This window comes from Sulfurimonas gotlandica GD1 (genome assembly GCF_000242915.1).
GTDB lineage: Bacteria > Campylobacterota > Campylobacteria > Campylobacterales > Sulfurimonadaceae > Sulfurimonas > Sulfurimonas gotlandica.
Genome location: NZ_AFRZ01000001.1, coordinates 349,279 through 369,595 on the forward strand (window position 1 = coordinate 349,279; position 20,317 = coordinate 369,595).

18 protein-coding genes are annotated in these 20,317 nt (G+C 32.5%); 14 read left to right on the plus strand and 4 right to left on the minus strand.

Features of this window, described 5'->3' with window-relative positions:
• Positions 1-3: 3 nt before the first annotated feature.
• From SMGD1_RS01690 to SMGD1_RS01705, 4 genes are read left to right on the plus strand one after another with little or no spacing between them, the layout of a single operon-like run.
• The gene (locus SMGD1_RS01690) at positions 4-561 is read left to right on the plus strand and encodes a LemA family protein (RefSeq protein ID WP_008339958.1); all 558 of its coding nucleotides are present in this window, start codon (positions 4-6) and stop codon (positions 559-561) included.
• Positions 562-563: 2 nt separating this feature from the next.
• Positions 564-1,526, plus strand: coding sequence for a DUF3137 domain-containing protein (locus SMGD1_RS01695; protein ID WP_008340070.1), 963 nt, complete (start codon positions 564-566; stop codon positions 1,524-1,526).
• Positions 1,523-2,314, plus strand: a complete 792-nt coding sequence (locus SMGD1_RS01700) for an EI24 domain-containing protein (RefSeq protein ID WP_008339982.1) — start codon at positions 1,523-1,525, stop codon at positions 2,312-2,314. The genes SMGD1_RS01695 and SMGD1_RS01700 overlap by 4 nt, the downstream gene beginning before the upstream one ends.
• Positions 2,304-3,110, plus strand: coding sequence for a paraquat-inducible protein A (locus SMGD1_RS01705; protein ID WP_008340041.1), 807 nt, complete (start codon positions 2,304-2,306; stop codon positions 3,108-3,110). Before SMGD1_RS01700 ends, SMGD1_RS01705 begins: the two co-directional genes overlap by 11 nt.
• A 4-nt stretch (positions 3,111-3,114) precedes the next feature.
• On the opposite strand, the gene SMGD1_RS01710 is transcribed toward SMGD1_RS01705, so the two are convergent.
• Positions 3,115-5,199 (minus strand): ATP-dependent helicase, encoded by a 2,085-nt coding sequence (locus SMGD1_RS01710; protein WP_008340033.1) that lies wholly within the window; start codon positions 5,197-5,199, stop codon positions 3,115-3,117.
• A gap of 211 nt (positions 5,200-5,410) precedes the next feature.
• On the opposite strand from SMGD1_RS01710, the gene napG reads away from it, so the two are divergent.
• The 6 genes from napG to SMGD1_RS01740 all read left to right on the plus strand — a co-directional run bounded on the left by napG (position 5,411) and on the right by SMGD1_RS01740 (position 12,047).
• Entirely contained in the window at positions 5,411-6,226 is an 816-nt protein-coding gene (gene napG, locus SMGD1_RS01715; RefSeq protein ID WP_008339988.1) for a ferredoxin-type protein NapG, read from the plus strand.
• Positions 6,219-7,040 carry a quinol dehydrogenase ferredoxin subunit NapH gene (gene napH, locus SMGD1_RS01720; RefSeq protein ID WP_008339975.1) on the plus strand — a complete coding sequence of 274 codons (822 nt, stop codon included), beginning with the start codon at positions 6,219-6,221 and terminating at the stop codon, positions 7,038-7,040. Before napG ends, napH begins: the two co-directional genes overlap by 8 nt.
• Positions 7,041-7,043: 3 nt before the next feature.
• The gene (locus SMGD1_RS01725) at positions 7,044-7,991 is read left to right on the plus strand and encodes a WD40 repeat domain-containing protein (RefSeq protein WP_008339937.1); all 948 of its coding nucleotides are present in this window, start codon (positions 7,044-7,046) and stop codon (positions 7,989-7,991) included.
• 91 nt (positions 7,992-8,082) lie between these two features.
• Positions 8,083-8,904, plus strand: a complete 822-nt coding sequence (locus tag SMGD1_RS01730) for a GGDEF domain-containing protein (RefSeq protein ID WP_008340106.1) — start codon at positions 8,083-8,085, stop codon at positions 8,902-8,904.
• Positions 8,905-8,929: 25 nt separating this feature from the next.
• Entirely contained in the window at positions 8,930-9,361 is a 432-nt protein-coding gene (locus SMGD1_RS01735) for a hypothetical protein (protein WP_008339918.1), read from the plus strand.
• A gap of 64 nt (positions 9,362-9,425) precedes the next feature.
• Positions 9,426-12,047, plus strand: a complete 2,622-nt coding sequence (locus SMGD1_RS01740; RefSeq protein ID WP_008340054.1) for a valine--tRNA ligase — start codon at positions 9,426-9,428, stop codon at positions 12,045-12,047.
• Between the two features lie 21 nt (positions 12,048-12,068).
• Here the strand turns inward: SMGD1_RS01740 and SMGD1_RS01745 are convergent, their stop codons facing one another.
• Together SMGD1_RS01745 and SMGD1_RS01750 are read right to left on the minus strand one after the other, a co-directional pair.
• A complete protein-coding gene (locus tag SMGD1_RS01745; protein WP_008340034.1) occupies positions 12,069-12,632 on the minus strand; it encodes a YajG family lipoprotein in 564 nt (187 codons plus the stop codon).
• 94 nt (positions 12,633-12,726) lie between these two features.
• Complete coding sequence (locus SMGD1_RS01750) at positions 12,727-13,536, minus strand: EAL domain-containing protein (protein ID WP_008340050.1); 810 nt, start codon at positions 13,534-13,536, stop codon at positions 12,727-12,729.
• Between the two features lie 66 nt (positions 13,537-13,602).
• Here SMGD1_RS01750 and SMGD1_RS01755 point away from each other — a divergent pair, with 66 nt between their 5' ends.
• Positions 13,603-13,917 (plus strand): transposase, encoded by a 315-nt coding sequence (locus tag SMGD1_RS01755; protein ID WP_008340464.1) that lies wholly within the window; start codon positions 13,603-13,605, stop codon positions 13,915-13,917.
• Positions 13,918-13,928: 11 nt separating this feature from the next.
• Positions 13,929-14,792 carry an IS3 family transposase gene (locus SMGD1_RS01760; protein WP_241761503.1) on the plus strand — a complete coding sequence of 288 codons (864 nt, stop codon included), beginning with the start codon at positions 13,929-13,931 and terminating at the stop codon, positions 14,790-14,792.
• A 36-nt stretch (positions 14,793-14,828) separates the two neighbouring features.
• Here the strand turns inward: SMGD1_RS01760 and SMGD1_RS01765 are convergent, their stop codons facing one another.
• Positions 14,829-15,839 carry a sensor domain-containing diguanylate cyclase gene (locus tag SMGD1_RS01765; protein WP_008339951.1) on the minus strand — a complete coding sequence of 337 codons (1,011 nt, stop codon included), beginning with the start codon at positions 15,837-15,839 and terminating at the stop codon, positions 14,829-14,831.
• Between the two features lie 153 nt (positions 15,840-15,992).
• Between SMGD1_RS01765 and SMGD1_RS01770 the strand changes: the two genes are divergently transcribed.
• Positions 15,993-17,531: a SulP family inorganic anion transporter gene (locus tag SMGD1_RS01770; protein WP_008340102.1), complete on the plus strand. Its 1,539-nt coding sequence runs from the start codon at positions 15,993-15,995 to the stop codon at positions 17,529-17,531.
• An 84-nt stretch (positions 17,532-17,615) separates the two neighbouring features.
• On the plus strand, positions 17,616-20,315 hold the full coding sequence (locus tag SMGD1_RS01775; protein WP_008340035.1) for an EAL domain-containing protein: 2,700 nt from the start codon (positions 17,616-17,618) through the stop codon (positions 20,313-20,315).
• The last annotated feature ends 2 nt before the right edge of the window (positions 20,316-20,317 follow it).

A 20,317-nucleotide genomic window follows, 5' to 3' on the forward strand; every position in this document is an offset into this window, starting at 1 on the left:
AGTATGTCTACATCTTTAATTATCGTAATAGTAATTGCCCTAGTTTTAATTCTTATGTACAACTCTTTAGTTGCGAAGAAAAATCAAGTTGAAAATATCTTTGCCAGTGTTGATACCGTCCTAAAAAAACGTTATGACCTTATTCCAAATCTTGTAGCAACTGTTAGTAAGTATATGGAACATGAGAAGTCACTTCTAACTGAGGTTACTAAACTTCGCGCAGATGCAAATAAACCAAACATCAGTGATGAGCAAAAAATAGCTCTTGACGCTAAGATAAGTTCAGCTCTTGGCTCTATCATGATTGCTGTTGAGAACTATCCTGATCTTAAAGCAAATGAAAATGTTATGCACTTGCAAGGCACACTAAATGAGCTTGAAGAGCAGCTATCAGCAGCACGTCGTGCTTATAATCAAGCTGTAACTGACTACAACAACGCAATAGAGATGATACCTACAAACTTTATGGCATCTGCTATGGCTTACAAAAGAAAACAGGTATTTGAGATAGTTGAATCTGAACGTAAAAACGTAAATGTTAAAGAGCTTTTTAACTCTTAATAATGAAAAATGCAAGTGAACTGACTGACTTTTACTACAAAACACTCTACCCTACACTTCAAGAGTTAGAAGAGGATAGAAAACATTTACGCCACAGAATAGTTGTCGTAGGTATAATCTACTCTCTTGTGGTTGTATTAATAGCCTTTTCATTATCTTCCTTTATTGCTCAAAGTCCAGACTTTCTTTTTTTCATAGGTTTTGGTTACTTTGCTCTTGGTGCAATAATCTACAAATTTCTCATAAAAGACTACACAACTGAGTTTAAACAAAGTGTCATAAAACCACTCATACATGCCATTGACGATAAACTATCATATAACTCTAATCATCACGTTACTGAGCATATATTTACACGTTCAGACCTATTCTCTGAACCTGACAGGATGAATGGTAATGACTACGTTAGAGGAAATATAGATGGTACAAAGATAGAGTTCTCTGACATTCATGCCGAGAAACGACATAAAAATTCTAAAGGTCAGGAGAGCTGGAGTACTATTTTTAAAGGGCTTTTTATAGTAGCGGAATTTAACAAGAACTTTCATGGAAAGACTCTGGTACTTCCAGACACTGCACAGAGTACTTTTGGGAATCTCATAGGAAACTGGTTACAGTCAAATAACTTTAGCAGGGATGAACTTGTAAAAATGGATGACAACAACTTTGAGAAAGAATTTGTTGTTTACTCATCTGACCAAATAGAAGCTAGATATATTCTATCTCACTCACTTATGAAGAAGCTTCTTGATTTTAAAAATAAATCTGAGCATCCGGTATATATCTCTTTTATAGGCAATCATATTCACATGGCTGTATACTATGACAAAGATCTTTTTGAGCCATCTGTATTTCGTTCACTATTAGAGTATAAAATTGCAATGGAGTATGTAAAAACTCTTCACCTGGCTATCTCTATAGTAGATGAGCTAAAACTAAATCAAAAACTTTGGAGCAAACAATGAGTGAAAAAAATCTAATACTACTTAGTGTCAAAGACTTCTTTACAAAGCAGATGCTCAAATACTCTCTAGCGCCATTTATATTTACTATAGTAACTATGTACATTTTGTTTTTTGTTGTTGCAGGAATAGGAGTAGAAAGCCTAGGTCAGATGCAAGTTCAAACAACAGAGACTACAATGCAAAATGGTGTCCCGCATACTGAGAGTATAAGTACGCTTATAGAAGGAACTGCAATTATCCAGTTTTTAATGAGTTATGCAGTTACTTCATGGATTGCAACTTTCCTTATCTATGCGATAGGGAGTTTCTTAGTTCTATATGCTTCTATATTTATAGCTATTCTTGTCATAGGCTTTTTAACTCCTTTTGTTCTTAAAGAACTACAGCGCAGACACTATCAAGATGTAGAGATGATTGGATACTCAAATATTATTTCAGGCCTCTTTTTAGTTATGAAGTGGGCTACGATAATGCTTCTTCTGTTTATATTTTTAATACCATTTTATTTTATACCACTTCTGAATATAATTGCTTTTAATCTTCCTCTATATTACTTTTTTCATAAGATGATTACATTTGATATCTCTTCAAATATCTGTACAAAAGAAGAAAACAAGAAGATACACTATTTCTCTGCAAATAAGATAAGACTAAAAACATTAGTTCTGTATATCGTTTCTCTAATACCGTTTGCTATATTTTTTGGTGCTATCTATTATGTAATATACTTAGGTCATACTTATTTTCTAGAAGTAAGAAAACTTCGCAGTGAGAATCATGCCAACTAAAAGTATTTCGTCTGTTTCCATATCAATAATACTTCTTTTAATCATTGCCTTTATGGCTTCTCAGGCATATATGTACTCCATGAAGTACGATAAAGAGATGCTCTCTCATGCTCAAAATAACAAGATAGAAAATAAAATAGACAACTATATACAAACTACAAGTAATTCAATACAAAAGTATTTATCAGACTATTTAGGAAGTGATTCTAAAGAAATAAAAAAACAAAGCTCTGCAGAAATTCAAATAAACAAAGAAAATACCAAACTCTATACTATGCTCTATTTTGTGGCATTAGGATTACTGCTTCTAACATACTTTTTCTCCTCAAAAGAGCTTTTTGTTATCTCCATTCTTAGTGCTGCTCTTATCTCTTGGTTAGTTGGAATATTGGCACCGATTATGACGATTGAGATTTTTAAAGATCTGCCGATTTTTGGCTTTACTATATTTAAATATGAGTCAAAGGGAATCTGGACTACAGTTGAGAAACTGTGGCTTTTACAAAACTATCTTCTGGCTGTTATGATTGGGCTCTTTAGTATAGTCATACCTATTGTTAAAACTATCTCTTTGTACTTTAGTGCCCTAATGAAGGTAAACGTGAAATATATAGATTTTATAGGTAAGTGGTCGATGGCGGATGTTTTTATTGTCTCACTACTACTTACAAATCTCTCTCTAAGTGCAGACGAGTTTACAGATGCTAAAGTTCAAGTAGCAATTTACTTCTTTTGTGCATATGTAATTCTTTCAATAATCTCTTCGTACATCATAAAAAAAGAGAGCCAAAAGTAAAATTCTACTCTTCATTTTCTTTGTCTAACTCTTTTTGAATCAAGGCTTGATAGGCTTCATCTTTAGGAACAAGTCCAGCTTCATAGAGAAACTGAGAAGGCACAAAGTTTATCTTTTTCACCTTGTCATATTTTGCATAACTAAGATAGAGAATATCTTTTGCACGAGTTACAGATACATAAAAAAGACGTCTTTCTTCATCTAGTGAACCACCTCTTTGCATCAATTTTCTATTTGGAAACCTGCCATCCATTAAATCTATTATATAAACTTCTTTATACTCTAAACCTTTAGATGCATGGACACTTAGAAGGTTAACACCCTCCCCCTGAGTTAAGTCAGATGAGCCTAAGATCATAGCATTTAAAAATCTGTCATGTTCTACATATGGCTTGGAGAGTTCTTCTAAAAGCATCATCTTTCTTGTTATTCTTGTAAGTGACTCTGTCTTTTGCTTTTCATCTATAGAGCCGTCTTTTAACTGTGCTCTTTTGTTTGATAAGTGATCAGCAATGTATTTAAATATAGCAGATGCAGCAATTTTTTTCACAACTGTTCTTGGCTGTTTAATACCTTTTAAATCACGATATAGAAGATAAAAATCATGTAAGAAAGTAGCACTGTCTTTGGTAAGTTTTGGGTGCTTTAAAATTGGATTTTTCATAAACTTTGCTTCAAAACCAAGCTTTGCAAACTTCCCGACAGCACCTAGTTCTAAGAAATCATCAAAGAGACCTAGTTGATGATTTAGTTTTCTCTTCTCAAATGGATTATTTATGGACTCATCAGGTGCATAAAGACCATAAAATATACTTCCATGTCCTAGAGTTTTAAGTGCAATATATATCTCTTTTGCCATTGCACTTCCAATGCCACGAGCAAACTCAAAAAGATGTATGAAAGACATCATGTCAGACTCATTTACCAGCAAAGTATAAAAGTCTAATATCGCTTTTACTTCACGTGAGTCAAAGAAACTGGTCCCACCTTTTCTTTTACATGGAATATCAAGTTCACGAAGACCGACTTCAATGCCATCAGCAGAAGAGTTGTTTCTAAAAATTACTGCTATCTCTTCATGAGGTGTTTGTGTTGCTCTTATTTTTGCTGCTATTGCATGATACTGATCGAAGAGTTCATCATAAGCAAGAAGTGTAGGAGCTTGTGAAGGTTGATTTCTTGTAACTTCGAGCTGTTTAGGATAGATGCGTTCATTATGTTCTATAACCTTTGTTGCAAGGGAGAGTATAGGTATAGTTGAACGATAATTTTTTGTAAGTGTATGCACAGTAGCATCTGGATATTTTGTAGCAAAAGAGCCAATGATAGAAATATCTGCACCATTAAAAGCGTAGATGCTTTGGTCATAGTCTCCAACACAAAAAAGAGATGGTGGATTCATTGTCTCAATAAGTGTTCCCTGAAGAGCATTTGTATCTTGATACTCATCTACAAGAACTTCTTTATAGCCCAAATCTTTTGTTTTACAAATATCTCTGAAATTAAGTAGCAAATCGTTAAAGTTTAAAAAACCATACTCTTTTTTCAAAGCTTCAAATTCATCAACTACATCTGCATATATAATAGCAAAAAGTTCGTGTTCAGGGTAAGTTTCAATTATCCAATCTTCAAAGTGCTTTTCTAACTCTGTGTTTTGATAAAAAGAGTATAGGTCATAGAGATAATTTCCGCCATATGGAGTTATTTCAGCCCCTATGTGATCAAATGAGCGCTTTTCAAAAACACTTCTAAATAGTGTTTTTAGTTCACGCTGTTGTTTTAGAACAACTCTTCCATCAAGTTTTTTTAGCCACCTGTAACTAACTGCATGAAAAGTTCCTGCATCTATCTTAGATGCTACATCTTTACCAAAGTATTCAGCTACTCTCTCAACCATCTCTGCGGCTGCTTTATTTGTAAAAGTAAGTAGTAATATTTCTTGCGGTTTTACACCATTTCCCAAGAGATGCCCGATGCGTCCAACTATCGTAGATGTCTTTCCAGTTCCAGCAGATGCAATGATTAGATTTTGTGCGTCATTTGAAGTTGCTGCAACATATTGTTCTTGATTTAGACGAGATAACGGCAAATATAAACTCCTGCACAAAAATTTAAGAGTGTGATTATACTCACAAAAGCTTTACTAGATTTTATCTCTTAAAATTATGCACAGATACTATAAGTTAAACTAATATTATATTTAAATATTTGTTTAATTTTTTAAGACTATAATAATAACAATTTATTATACACATGCCTAGAAATGTTTTAACTATAGTATTCTACCAAGGAGTGCGAAAATGGAAAAACTAAACTCTTCCACAAGACGATCTTTCTTGCATAAAATCATGCAGGGAATCGGATATAGCGCATTTGGAGTAATAGCATGGAGTGCCTACCTCTCTCAATCACAAGCTAAAAGTCTGATGCTCAGACCACCTGGAGCGATTGCTGAAAAAGATTTTGTTCTAAACTGCATTCGTTGTGGAATGTGTGTTGAAGCTTGCCCATATGATGTACTAAAACTCTCTACAATATCAGATAAAATTTCTATCGGAACTCCTTACTTTACTCCAAGAGAAGACGCATGTAGACTTTGTTCAGATGCACCATGTACCTCAGCATGTCCAACAAATACACTTGATATAAACGTATTAACAGTTGATGATAAACTTGACATAAACAGTGCAAGAATGGGTCTTGCAACAATCAATACTCAGACTTGCTTGGCCTACTTGGGGCTACAATGCACTATGTGTATTCGAGCCTGCCCACTTGCTGACAAAGCGATTGTACTTTTAAGTGAGCGTAATCCTCGTACAGATATGCATGCCTTTTTAAAACCAGTCGTAGAGCCTAATTACTGTACCGGATGCGGTATGTGTGAACATGCATGTCCTACAACAGTTGCATCTATTAAAGTTCTTCCTCTTTCCATTTCTAAAGGCGATATAGGCTCGCACTATGTTGTCGGTTGGGAAGCAAAAGATGAGGAGAGATTAGATAAGGCTGTCTCAACGGAGATAAAGGTGGAGAGAACTAAAAGAAACGAGAAGAGTGCCATTGACAACGTCAACGATGTAGATGGAATTCTAAAGGGACTTTACAATGAATAATATTTTATATAAAAATCGTTTCTTGATTTCAAGAAGATTTACTCAACTATTTATACTCACACTATATTTTGGTGCAAATGCTTATGGATGGAATGTAGTTACAGGTAATCTAAGCAGTTCAATAATTTTTGGAGTAATTCCTCTCTCTGAGCCATATGCAGTACTTCAAATGTTTGCGGGTGGTGCTGTTATCTCAGCTGATATTTTAATGGGTGTACTTATTGTTTTATTTGCCTATGGAGTTGTAGGCGGTCGTTTTTTCTGCTCTTGGGTATGTCCAGTTAATATCATCACTGAAACTGCGACATGGTTTAGAAAGAAGCTTGGACTAAATCAAAAAGAAAACACTCTTGTCTTTAGCCGTAACATTCGATATTGGGTTATAGCTGTTTCGTTAATCTTGTCATTTGTATTTTCAATAGCTGCCTTTGATATGATAAGTCCTATTGGTATCGCGCACAGAGGTATTATATTTGGCTTCGGTTTTGGCTGGTTTTTTCTTCTGGCTATTTTTCTTTTTGACCTTTTCTCACAAGAGTATGGATGGTGTGGTCATATCTGCCCACTTGGTGGATTTAATGCGCTTATAGGAAAATACTCACTTGTTAAAGTCAGTCATGACAAGGACAAATGCCTCTATTCTATGGCTTGTTTTCAAGCATGTCCAGAAGTAGAAATACTAGGAATGGTAGGAATGACAAGCAAGCCAATTACAGGTGCAGCTTGCATAAAGTGTGGGCAATGTATTGAAGCTTGTGAGAATGACGCATTTAAAGTTTCTATAGTAGGTTTGGCTCAACAACTTAAAGGATAAATTATGAAACTCTTAATATCTCTAATACTACTACTTAGTGTAAATACTTTTGCCAAAGATATAACTCCATATAAGTATATTAAAGCCAGTGAAGCAGTATCTGATTTTGTAAAAGTTGATGACACACTTATTATAGCAACAGAAGAAGGAATCATCGATATCTATAATTTAAAAACAGACAAACTTATTGATAAAATTGTACTAAAAAAGCATAAAAATATTCTAGGAGATGATATACGTTCCCTTGTTGTAAGTGTAGACTACATGGATGGAAAACTCATCTTTATTGTGCGGTTGCTTAACACTTTGAGAGAATTTTATATTTACGAAAATCATAAAGTAACAAAAATTCTAGATAAGTCTCATAACTTAGCACTTCAAAAAATTAAGTTTGTAGATGCAGCCACTGTAATGATGGCGACAATGGATAATGCGTTAATACTATTTGATTTAAAAACTAAAAAAACTATCTACAAGAAACAACTAAACCTCGCGAGTTTTTCAGACTTTACATTCAGTGAAGATAAAAAGTATCTTTTTACATCTGATGAAACACCGCAAATAAGCAAGATAGAGATTAAGACTGGGAAGATAGTAGATATATACAATAAAGCCAACAAAAGAGATATCTTTTCAATTGATTATAAAAATGGTCTGCTAATTAGTGGTGGTAAAGATAGACGTGTAATTCTCTATAAAACACCAAAAATCTACAAGATGACTAAAGGTGAATTTTTCATCTATAGTGTAGCCCTAAATCCAGATGCAACAATGGCTGCATTTGTAAAAAATGAAGATAGTGAAATTTCTGTTATTGACACAATAACTCTAGAAGAAAAGTATGTTCTAAAAGGTCATAAACAGACTTTATTAAAGATATATTTTAACGCCTCCGACCAGTTAATAACAGCAGATGAGGCAGATAGATTGATGTTTTGGAAACTAAAATAATTTTGTATTTAAAATGTCAGTGCTTTAAATATATACTTATTTTTATATGTTATAATTGTGTATTAAGTTATATAAATTAAGGTAGCACACAATGCAAGCCCAACAAGACACTCTCAAAATAATATCTAATGAAACAAAAAATTCTATTGATCAACTATCTGTAGTAACTCCAAGCATGTATGCTTCTATTTTTTCAAAATTTGCTAACAACCATAATGCGGATATAAATAATGAAAAAGAACTTGCAAAAGAACTGATGATTATGGAGTGTTCAAACCTAACCGACCTGCAAACTCAAGCTTCCAAAAGTGCTATGCAGTTAAGTGACAGTACTACAAAAGCTATAAATGCAATCAAAGAAAAAGATGAGAAACTACTAAATATTGTACTACAAGAAACAGAAGCTCTTCGCCGTGAAGTAGAAAAACTTAAAGAATCAGTATATAAAGACGAACTTACAAATGTACAAAACAGAAAATGGCTACGTGACAACTTCTTAAAAGAAAACTCAGATACTCTTAAAGAAGCTGGAACATTAGCTATAATTGACTTAAACTATTTTAAAATTGTAAATGATACATTTGGTCATATAATAGGGGACAAAGTTCTTATCTTCATTGCTAACCAACTTAGAAAAACAAAGTACAGTGTAGTGAGATATGGTGGTGATGAGTTTATAATTATGTTCTCAAAAAAAGTTTCTTCAGCAAAAGCTATAGCAAATTTAAATACTATTAGAGAAGATATTATTTCAAAGAAACTAAAAGCGCAAGATGATTCATTTCATGTGAGCTTTTCATTTGGGGTTTGTGAGTATAAAGCTGGCGCAATTTTATCAGATGTTATTGAAGATGCTGATAAACATATGTATGAAGATAAAATTGAGATCAAAAAAAGAGTTACGGGAATCTAAAACTCTTTCATATAAGGGAAATTAGATGTCTAAAGATGAAGATACAAAACTGTTTTTAAACACAGGACTCTCACATATTGACGTAGCTAAAGCATTAGTTGAAGATATACAGTCTTCAATTGAGTACCTGACATACAATATTAGACGTTATAAAGTACCTGTTACATTAGTTTTATTTTACTCACAAGAAGATATATCTCAAAGCCTAGAAGATAGCATGAGATTAACAGATGTAATTCATACTATCAAGCTCGGTGATGCTTATTTAAGCTTTGTTTTTTTACTATTTACAGAAGAAGTGGATTGCTATTCTTTTGTAAAACATGTTGAACATACTAAACTAGAAGATATTAAAAATTTCTTCTATTTTGAGAAACTCCCCCATACTGTGCACAATTATTATAATTTTATAAACTCATACCTTTTTGAAATAGAAAAAAAAGAAACCTTTTTCTAAGCAAATCATCACCTCTTTTAAGATATAATCGCGCAATTTTAAGCACTCTTACAAGGCGATATATATGTCAAACGGCTATGAACCAAGCAAAATAGAAAACGAAATTTATAAAATATGTGAAGATAGAAAGTACTTCGAAGTAGATGGCAACAAAGCTATCCAAGAAGAAGGAAAAAACTTCTCTATCATGATGCCACCACCAAATGTTACAGGTCGTCTGCACATTGGTCACGCACTTACATTTACACTTCAAGATATTATCACTAGATATAAAAGAATGGATGGTTACAAAACTCTTTGGCAACCAGGAACAGACCACGCAGGTATCGCTACTCAAAATGTTGTTGAAAAACAACTTTTAGCAGAAGGAACAACTAAAGAAGAGTTAGGTCGTGAAAAGTTTTTAGAACGTGCATGGGCTTGGAAAGAAGAGTCTGCTGGAATCATGACAGACCAACTTCGTAAAATGGGTGTAACTCCTGCATGGGAACGTGAGCGTTTTACTATGGATGCTGGACTTCAAAAATCTGTAAAAGAGGCTTTTGTTCATCTTTACAACGAAGGTCTTATCATTCGTGGAAACTATATGGTTAACTGGTGTACTCACGATGGTGCTCTTAGTGACATAGAAGTTGAACACGAAGATCATGATGGTAAATTTTACCATATCAAGTACCCTTTTGCAGATGGAAGCGGACATGTAGAAGTTGCAACAACTAGACCAGAGACATACTTTGGTGATACTGCTGTTATGGTTCACCCTGATGATGAGCGTTACAAAGACCTAATAGGCAAAAAAATCCGTCTTCCTCTACTTCACAGAGAAGTAGCTATTATCGCTGATGAACATGTTGATATGGACTTTGGAACTGGTGTTGTAAAGGTTACTCCTGCACATGACCAGAATGACTACGAAGTTGGAAAACGTCACGACTTAGAGTTCATTACTATTTTTGATGAAAAAGGTATTTTAAACGATTACGCTGAAGAGTTTAAAGGTCTAGAGCGCATGGAAGCTCGTGACATCATAGTTAAAAGACTTGATGAAGAAGGCTTTATTGTTAAGATTGAAGACCATAAACACCAAGTAGGACACTGCTACAGATGTAAAAATATTGTTGAACCTTACATCTCGAGACAATGGTTTGTTAGAAAAGAAGTAGCCGATAAATCTATAGAGAAAACAAATGCAGGTGAAGCTAAATTCTTCCCTCCTCACTGGATAAACTCTTATAACTCCTGGATGGGTGACTTAAGAGACTGGTGTATTTCTCGTCAGCTTTGGTGGGGACATCAGATTCCAGTATTTTACTGTGATGACTGTGACCATGAGTTTGCATCTCAAGAAGAACGTCCTGAAGCCTGTCCAAAATGTGCATCAAAAAATCTGACTCAAGATCCTGATGTTCTTGACACTTGGTTCTCTTCAGCTCTATGGCCATTCTCAACTCTAGGTTGGGGTAATGGTGATTCTGAGATGGACAAACTTTTCCAATCAGATGACATGAAAGATTTTTATCCAAATACCCTTCTAATCACTGGTTTTGACATTCTTTTCTTCTGGGTAGCTAGAATGATGATGATGGGTGAGAACTTCAATGGTAAACTTCCTTTTAACCACATTTATCTTCATGCTCTTGTTCGTGATGAAAAAGGTGAAAAAATGAGTAAGTCTAAAGGAAATGTAATCGATCCTTTAGATATGGTCAACAAATACTCTGCTGACATATTAAGATTTACTCTTGCTATCTCTGCTGCTCAAGGTCGTGACATAAGAATGAGCCAAGAGAAGCTAGAGCTAAACCGTAATTTTACGAACAAACTTTACAATGCAACTAAGTACCTACAGATGAATGTAGACACTTTCCCTGACATAAAAGGTTTTTGTATTGAAACTACTTTAGGTCGTTATATGGTGTCTCGTCTAAACTTAGCTACAAAAGAGGTTCGCGCAGCTCTTGATGAGTACAAATTCAACGATGCAGCAACTGTTATGTACAGATTTCTTTGGAACGAGTTTTGTGACTGGGGTATCGAGCTTTCTAAAGCTGACAAAGGTTCTATTGTAGAACTTGGAGCTATCTTTAAAGAGGCTATGAAACTTCTTCACCCATTTATGCCGTTTATTACTGAATATCTTTACCATGAATTATCTGGAACATCTTTAGAGACTTCCGACTCTATTATGATTTCTTCATACCCAAGTAAGACTAAGCAGAGAAAAGAAGAGAAGAAATTTGAAATCATTATGGACGCTATCGTATCCATTAGACGTGCAAAAGTTCTTGTAGATTTAGCTAATCAAAAGATTGAAAAAGCATATGTGAAAATTGATGGCATCTCAGATGCTGACAAAGAGATGATGCTTCCATTCATTGCCAGACTAGCTAAAGTTACAGAGGTTGAATTTACTGAGATAAAAATTGATAATGCAGTAAGTGATATAGCAGATACATGTGAGACTTTCATACCAACTGATTCTATTGATTTAAGCTCAATCATCTCTAAACTCTCCAAACAAGATGAAAAACTACAAAAAGAGATAGACAAACTTAGCGGGATGCTAAACAATGAGAGATTTGTTGCAAATGCTCCTGAGGACGTTCTGGTTAAAAATCGTGAAGCTCTAGCAGATGCACAAACGAAGCAAGTAAAAGTACAAGAACAATTAAACTCTCTTAAATAAATTTTAGGAGAGTTTAAAAGATCAATGCGCAGTTAATCTTGAAACAATATCATTTATACTATCTGAAAACAGCTCATTTAAAAACGGTTCTAAATCTTTAGAACTGTATGATGGTGATATCCACTTTGATGCTGAAGGTTTAAAGTTCTGAGTTACAGTCTCCGTACCTTTTTTTATAATAACTTCTAGCTCTATCTGACCCTTTAAGTTTTTATCAAAACTTTTATCATTATGAATAAGCTCTATATTTTTTATATTTATATTCATAACTAAATCTGCATTTACATCTGAGCTAGCTTTAAATCCAGCCATACGAAGTGCACTACTTAATCCGTCTTTATATTTTTTCTCAAAATCTTCAGTACTAAAAAGATTTGTAGTTTTTTTACCATCTTTAAGTATATAACCTATAGTTCTTTTATCATCTCTAACATCTTTTACAGACTCAATATAGACACTCTTTTTCTCTTTTGAAGTCTCTCCTGTATACTCGGTATTATACGAAGAAAGATTTATTGACTCATTTTTATAAGAACACCCACCTAAGAACACTACAACTGCTAACATATAAAATAGATTTTTCATACTACTATATCTCCTAATTTAAATTGGTTTAGAGTATATCACAGAATGATTTCTAAACATAAAACTATCTAAAGTAATTCTCTTACATATTCATCTACTTTTTTACTAGATGCTCTGGTTTCCCCAAGTAAAATCCTTGAGAATAGTCTATTCCCATCTCTTTTACTATAGTATGTATCTCTTGGCTATAAACAAACTCAGCAATTGTTTCTATATTTAATCGTTTAGCAAAGTCTACAATCAGTTCTGTTACTATTTTTGCACCATTATCATGGTCTATATTTTTTATGATTGAACCATCTATTTTAATAAAATCAACATTTAGCTTCATCAAATAATCAAAATTTGAATATCCTGTACCAAAGTCATCTATAGCTATTTTACAACCTAAACTTTTTACACTATCTATAAAAGTACTGACCTCATTATAGTTCTCAATACCTTCATCTTCAACTATTTCTATTATTAGTCTTTGTCCTAGACCATCATACTTCTCAATCTGATCTTTTAATAAGTCTACTATATCTTGATTTAAAATATCTTCTAATGTAAGGTTGATTGAAAAAAAGTCTTCTTTATCTTTAAAATAATCAATTGATTTTTCAATTACTATTTTTGTCAGCTCAGGATAGAGTCTTGATTTTTTTGCTATTGTTAAGAATTTAAATGGAGATATAACTGTTCCATCTGTATCTATCATACGAATCAAACACTCATACTTTTTTGCGCACGTAGATGTATTACATACTATTGGCTGAGCAAACATAACTATTCTGTCATCTTCTATCGCAGCTTTTAATTTTTTAGTCCAATTTACATTGTTCTCAAGTTGCTCTTTTATCTCTATATTTTCATCAAAAAATACAAACTCTTCATTATTTAACTTAGCATGATTAGTCGCCATTTCAAATTGATGTGGCTACACTTATTCATACTTAGAAATTAAATAAGTCTAAGCTAAAATAAAAGTATGAAGAGAGTAGAAAATATGAAAAATAGTCAGTATACAAGAGAGTTTAGAGATTCAACAATACAGTTGGTGTTAAACAGTGGCGACTCAGTTCTAAAAATTGCTAAAGATTTAAATGTAAATCCTAAGACAATTTATAACTGGATGAATGAATACAAAAAGACAAACCAAGATACAACTAAACCGATAGCTCAATCTCCTAAAGAGACTTTAGAACAAGAGAATAAAAGATTAAGAAGAGAAACCAAACTCCTTAGACAAGAGCGTGATATATTAAAAAAGGCAGCAGTATACTTTGCAAAAGAAGTTCAGTAAAGTATGCGTGGATAAAAGATAATAAAACGAGCTTCAATATAAATATAATGTGTAAAATTTTAAAAGTGAATCTATCAAGCTATTATCATTGGGTTAGAACTGGCTGTGTAGTTAAAAAAGTGGATAAAAAACTTAATGAACTGATAGAAACTACTTTTATGCAGAGTAGATGTAAATACGGCACAAGACGGTTAAAGGATAAGTTAGAACGATTATATGGGCTTGTTATCTCAAGAAAAAGAATTGGTAATATTATGAAAGATTTAAATCTTATCGCCAATAAAAAGAAAAAGTTTAAAATTAGTACAACTGATTCAAATCATAACTTACCCATTGCACCTAATCTTTTAAATAGAGATTTTTATGCATCTGCCCCTGATAAAAAATATGTTGGAGATATAACATATATACCAACAAGCCAAGGATGGCTTTATCTTGCAACTGTTATAGATTTATACTCAAGAAAAATTGTTGGCTGGTCAATGGATGATAATATGAAAGTTAATTTAGTTAATGATGCTCTCATTATGGCTTTAAAGAGTAGGAAGCCACCAAAAGGCTTGATATGGCATACCGATAGAGGAAGTCAATATGCTTCATACTCTCACAAAGATTTATTAACAGAAAATGATATTATTCAAAGTATGAGTAGAAAAGGTAATTGTTGGGATAATGCGGTTGCAGAAAGCTTTTTTCACACATTAAAAACTGAACTAACACATCATGAAATTTATGAGACTAAGGCTGCTGCTAATCAATCTATATTTGAATATATAGAAGTCTATTATAATCGGCAAAGAATGCATAGCTCAAATAATAATTATTCTCCAGTTGAGTTTGAAGAGCTAATGCTACAAAATGAAATAGCTGCTTAGAATTTTATATTCTTTGTATGATATAGGGTTGACACATCAAATTTTTGAAAGCATTGTCGAGAGTTCTACAAGAAGTCTATCCCCTGTATCAAAACCATAATAATCATTTATCTCTTTAAACTTTTCTATATTTATAATGGCAAGTTTTAGCTCTTTATTCTCTTGTAAATCTTCAATAAGCTTTTGTCTATTTGGCAATTGTGTCATGTCATCTGTAGTTTGGAACTTGATTTTTTTCTCTTGAAGAATCAGATCAGTAACATCATGTCTAATGGCAAAAAACTCTTTTATCTCACCATCATAATCAAGAATAGGAACAATAGTAGATTTTACATAATATGTTTTTTTATCTTTAGTCCTATTTTTTATAACACCCTTCCAGATTTTTTTATCAAGTATGGTCTTCCATAAATTACTAAAAACTGAATTTGGATTTTGCGGATGCCTCACGATACTATGAGACTTACCAATAACATCTTCTCTAGCAAAACCAGACATTCTACAAAACTCATCATTTACATAAGTAATAATTCCGTTTATATCTGTCTTAGTTACAATAGCACCTTCATCAACTGCTTTTTTGTATTCATCAAGTAGTGTTGAATTGACAAGAAGCTCTTTATCTTTTTTAGTTAACTCTGTTTGAAGTTCATCACTCTGTTTTTTTTGGTAAGTTATATCTGTGATGTAGCCCTCTATATCTACAACTTCACCGCTATCATTATATAGCCCTATTCCTTGTTCCCAAACCCACTTCAAACTGCCATCTTTAGTATATATTCTATATTCATAACTAAATGGTGTATTTGATTCTAAAGCTTTAGTTACTTCTATATATGTTAGGTTCAGATCATTTTCATGAATTATAGAAGCATATGACATGCTTTTATTATATAGTAGCTCCTCTATTTCATAGCCAGTCAACTCTTTACAGCCTTCACTAACAAACTGCATTGTCCAGTCACTATCATACTTGCATCTATATAGCATTCCCGGTAATCTATTTAATAATTCTTCAACATTAGAATTTTTTAAATCATCGCTCATTACCTGTCCTTTAATAACTTATACATTAATTGTATCTAAAAAGTCACAAAACATATGTATTATATATGTATATATATTATACAAGCAAATCTTCATAACTCTTTAGATATAATCGCGAAATTTTAAAAATACCACTTTTAAGGCTTCTCACAATTGTTTGATTTAAAAAAATACACATCAGCCAATATCAAAAATGATATTCTCTCTGGTTTAGTTGTTGCTGTTGCACTGGTTCCTGAAGCTATTGCATTTAGTTTTATTGCTGGAGTTAGTCCTGTTGTTGGTCTCTACACTGCATTTATCTTAGGTCTAATCACTTCTCTTATCGGTGGTAAGCCTGGTATGATCTCTGGTGCTACCGGTGCTGTTGCTATCGTTTTAGTTGGTCTTGGTATTGAAGCCACTGCATTACTAGAAGCACAAGGTGCCTCAAGAGAAGCTATAGCAATGGGAGTTCTACACTACATACTACTTGCGACTGTTGTAGCTGGACTTATTCAAATATCTATTGGGGCATTAAAACTTGGTAAATTTATTCGTCTAGTTCCAACACCTGCAATTCATGGTTTTGTAAATGGTCTTGCTATTGTTATTGGAACTGCTCAGTTTAAATTTTTTGAAGGTCAAGGTTACATGATGTATGTTTTAGTATTTGTTACTATGGCTATCATGTATCTTCTTCCAAAAGTGACAAAAGCTGTTCCTGCCGGACTTGTTGCAATAATTGTAATAACGATAGGTGTCTATTTTACAAAAGCTGATACTCTTTTACTTAGTGGTCTTGATGATATGAGTAAATATGCAGGACAACTTCCAAGCTTTGGGATTCCTGAGTATATATTTAGCATAGATGCTATCATTATGGTTCTTCCATATGCTGTTATCGTTGCTCTTGTTGGTATTATCGAGTCACTTCTTACACTTTCTGTTTTAGATGAACTTAGTAATACTCGTGGTTCTGCAAACAAAGAGTGTATAGCTCAGGGAACTGGAAACGTAACATGTGGTTTCTTTGGTGGTATGGCTGGTTGTGCAATGATTGGTCAAAGTATCATCAACTACACTTCCGGTGGTATCGGTAGACTTTCATCATTTGTTGCAGCTGTAGGACTTATTATTTTAGTTGTATCAATGAGTGGCGTTTTAAATGCTATTCCGGTTGCTGTACTTGTTGGAATCATGTTTATGGTTAGTATCGGTACTTTTGAGTGGTCAAGCTTCTCTCGTTTGAGTCGTATGCCAAAAACTGATGCATTTGTAATGGTTGCAGTTACTGTTATTACAGTTGTAGAAGATTTAGCTGTTGCAGTTATAGCTGGTGTGATTATCTCTGCGTTAGCTTTTGCCTGGAAACATGCAAGAATATTTGCACGTATTCATACCGAAGCTGATGGAACTAGAGTTTATGAGCTTGACGGTCCTCTTTTCTTTGGTTCTGCTACTACATTTGCAGATAACTTTGACATACCAAATGATCCTCCAAAAGTTGTAATTGACTTTAAAGATGCAAGAGTTATGGACTCTTCAGGTGTTGAAGCGATAGATGCAATAACAAAAAAATACGAAGATGCTGGTAAAAACCTACTTCTTCGTCACCTCTCTGCTGACTGTAAAGCAATCCTTAAAAAAGCCGGTCCTCACTGTGCTTATGAAGAAGATGATCCAACATATAAAGTTGCATATAACTACTAAACTTTAATGTTTCATTGACAGACTAATGTATTTAGTTTGTCTTTGGTCAATAAATAAATCTGTTATTTTTGATAAAATCATTCTATGAAAAATAAATCTCTTAAATACAAAATATTTATAATATTTTATATTCCTGCAATTGCTCTTATATATTTTTCTTATACATCCGTAGTTCATGAGTTTAAACAGCTTAACTACAGTTCCGCATTCAAACTATCAGCACATGTCACAGACGTTTTAGCTAACTTTATTCATAACATACAGATAGAAAGAGGTTTAAGCGCTGGATATATAGTAATAGAAGATAAAAATCTATACAAAGAAAAACTAAAACAACAACATACTAAAACAGATAAAGCATATAATGAACTTCTAAAAATAATTAAACTAAAATCAGAATCTAAAAGAGAACTAGAGAGTATCGTCGACTATAAAGCCAAACCAGTCGTAAAAGAGATAATGCAAGACTTAAAAAGTTTAAAAGAAGTCAGAGAGAAAGTTTTAAACTCATCTATTAAATTTGATGATGAAATAAACTACTATACAGATATAAACAGAAAAATAATCCTCATTATAAAAATATTTAATATATCATTTAAAGATATAAAACATGATACACAATCAATCATTGAGTTGCAAAAACTAAAAGAGTATGCGGGTTTAGAGAGAGCATATATATACAATCAACTACTATATGACACCACTGATGATAAAATTATTCTAGAGCTAAAGAACTTTCAAGAAAAGCAGAATGAACTTACTGAAGATTTTTTTGCCAGTTCTTCCAACGAGTTAAATAAAATATATAACGAATCTTACAATATAGCTGTAGAAGATAAATTGAACTACTGTAGAAATAATATATTAAATTCCTCACTGCATAATACTAAGGAAGCCGATAAGTGTTTCAAAGCAAGTACAGAATATATAGAAATATTTGCCGGTATATCTACAAAAATATTAGATAGATATAAAGATAATGCAAATCAAATGTATGACAAATCATTACACTCTCTCTATATAACTATCTTTTTATGGTCAATTTCTATTATAGCTCTAATATTTTTGACATATATATTAAAAAGATTAATTACTAAAGAAGAAAAATACATACAAGAGTTAAGAATAGCAGGTTATGCATTTGATGCTCAAGAAGCCATGGTAATTACAGACTTATCCGGAACTATTGTAAAAGTCAATAAAGCATTTACAGATATTACAATGTATGAAGCTTCAGAAGCAATAGGGAAAAATCCAAAAATTCTAAAATCACATCTTAACGATGATAAATTTTATAAAGCTATGTGGAATGAAATAATTAGCTTTGGCAAATGGAAAGGTGAAATATTTAACAAAAGAAAAAATGGAGAAATATACCCTGAAATATTATCTATTACTGCAATAAAAAATGAAGATAATAAAACTACTAACTATATAGCTCAATTTACTGATATAACATCAATTAAAAAAGCTCAAGAAGATGCACAGTATCAAGCAAATCATGATTTTCTAACAGGTCTATTAAATAGAAATTCTCTTATAGAGAAACTACATGAAGAATTCATAAAAGCAAAAAGACATAACTTTACACATGCATTCTTATATATTGATATAGATGACTTTAAAAAAATAAATGATCAATATGGACATAATATTGGAGATATGTTGATAGTGGAAGTTTCACAAAGGCTAAAACATATTCTAAGAGAAGACGATGTAATAGCTAGAATCAGTGGTGATGAATTTGGAATCATGTTGCTAAACTTTGATAAAGAAAATTCAGATATTGCAAAATGTATAAAAGGAATATGTACAAAGATTTTAAAATCTATCTCAGAATCTTTTCTTATTTATGAACATAAAATAGATATAAGCTTAAGTATAGGGATAAAACTATTCCCAGATAATGAAGAGCTCAAGGACGAAGTTATAATACATGCAGATACAGCTATGAATCAATCAAAAGCTCAAGGAAAGAATCAGTATGTATTTTTTGACCGTCAAATTGACAATGAATTAAAGAAATATATTGCTCTTGAAAAAGAGATAAAGAATGCTCTTAAAAATAATGAATTTAAATTTTATTTTCAACCAAAAGTAAATGTTAAAACTGAAAAAATAGATGGAGCAGAGATATTAATAAGATGGTTGCATCCAGATAAAGGCCTACTCTATCCAGGATCATTTTTAGATGTAGCACAAGAAATTGGTGTTATACCGGATATTACCTCTCTTGCACTTAAAAAAGCATGTGAATTTTTAAAATCTTCTACAGAAATTTTTGATGGAGCAATCGCTATTAACATTAGTTCAGAAGAGCTTCTTAAAGCAGATTTTGAAGAAAATATCATATCAACTATTTTACACTACAAAGTAGACCCATCAAAAATAGAATTAGAGATAACAGAGAATGACATCATAAAAGATTTTGATTTAGCAATTATCAAAATAAAAAATCTACAAAAACTTGGAGTTAAGTTTTCCATAGATGATTTTGGAACTGGTTATTCATCTATAACTTATCTTCAAAAACTACCAGTAAATACTCTTAAAATAGATAAATGCTTTTTTGATAATCTTTCCCTTGATTCAAACAAAGAACTTGTTAAAATTGTAATAAATATGGCAAAAACATTCAATATGAATATTATTTCAGAAGGCATAGAGAGTAATGAACAGTTAGAGTTTATAAAAGAGTGTGGATCAGACCAATACCAAGGATTTTACTTTAGTAAAGCAATTGATGAGGAGAGTTTCAACACACTCCTCAAAATTAAGAAATAGTA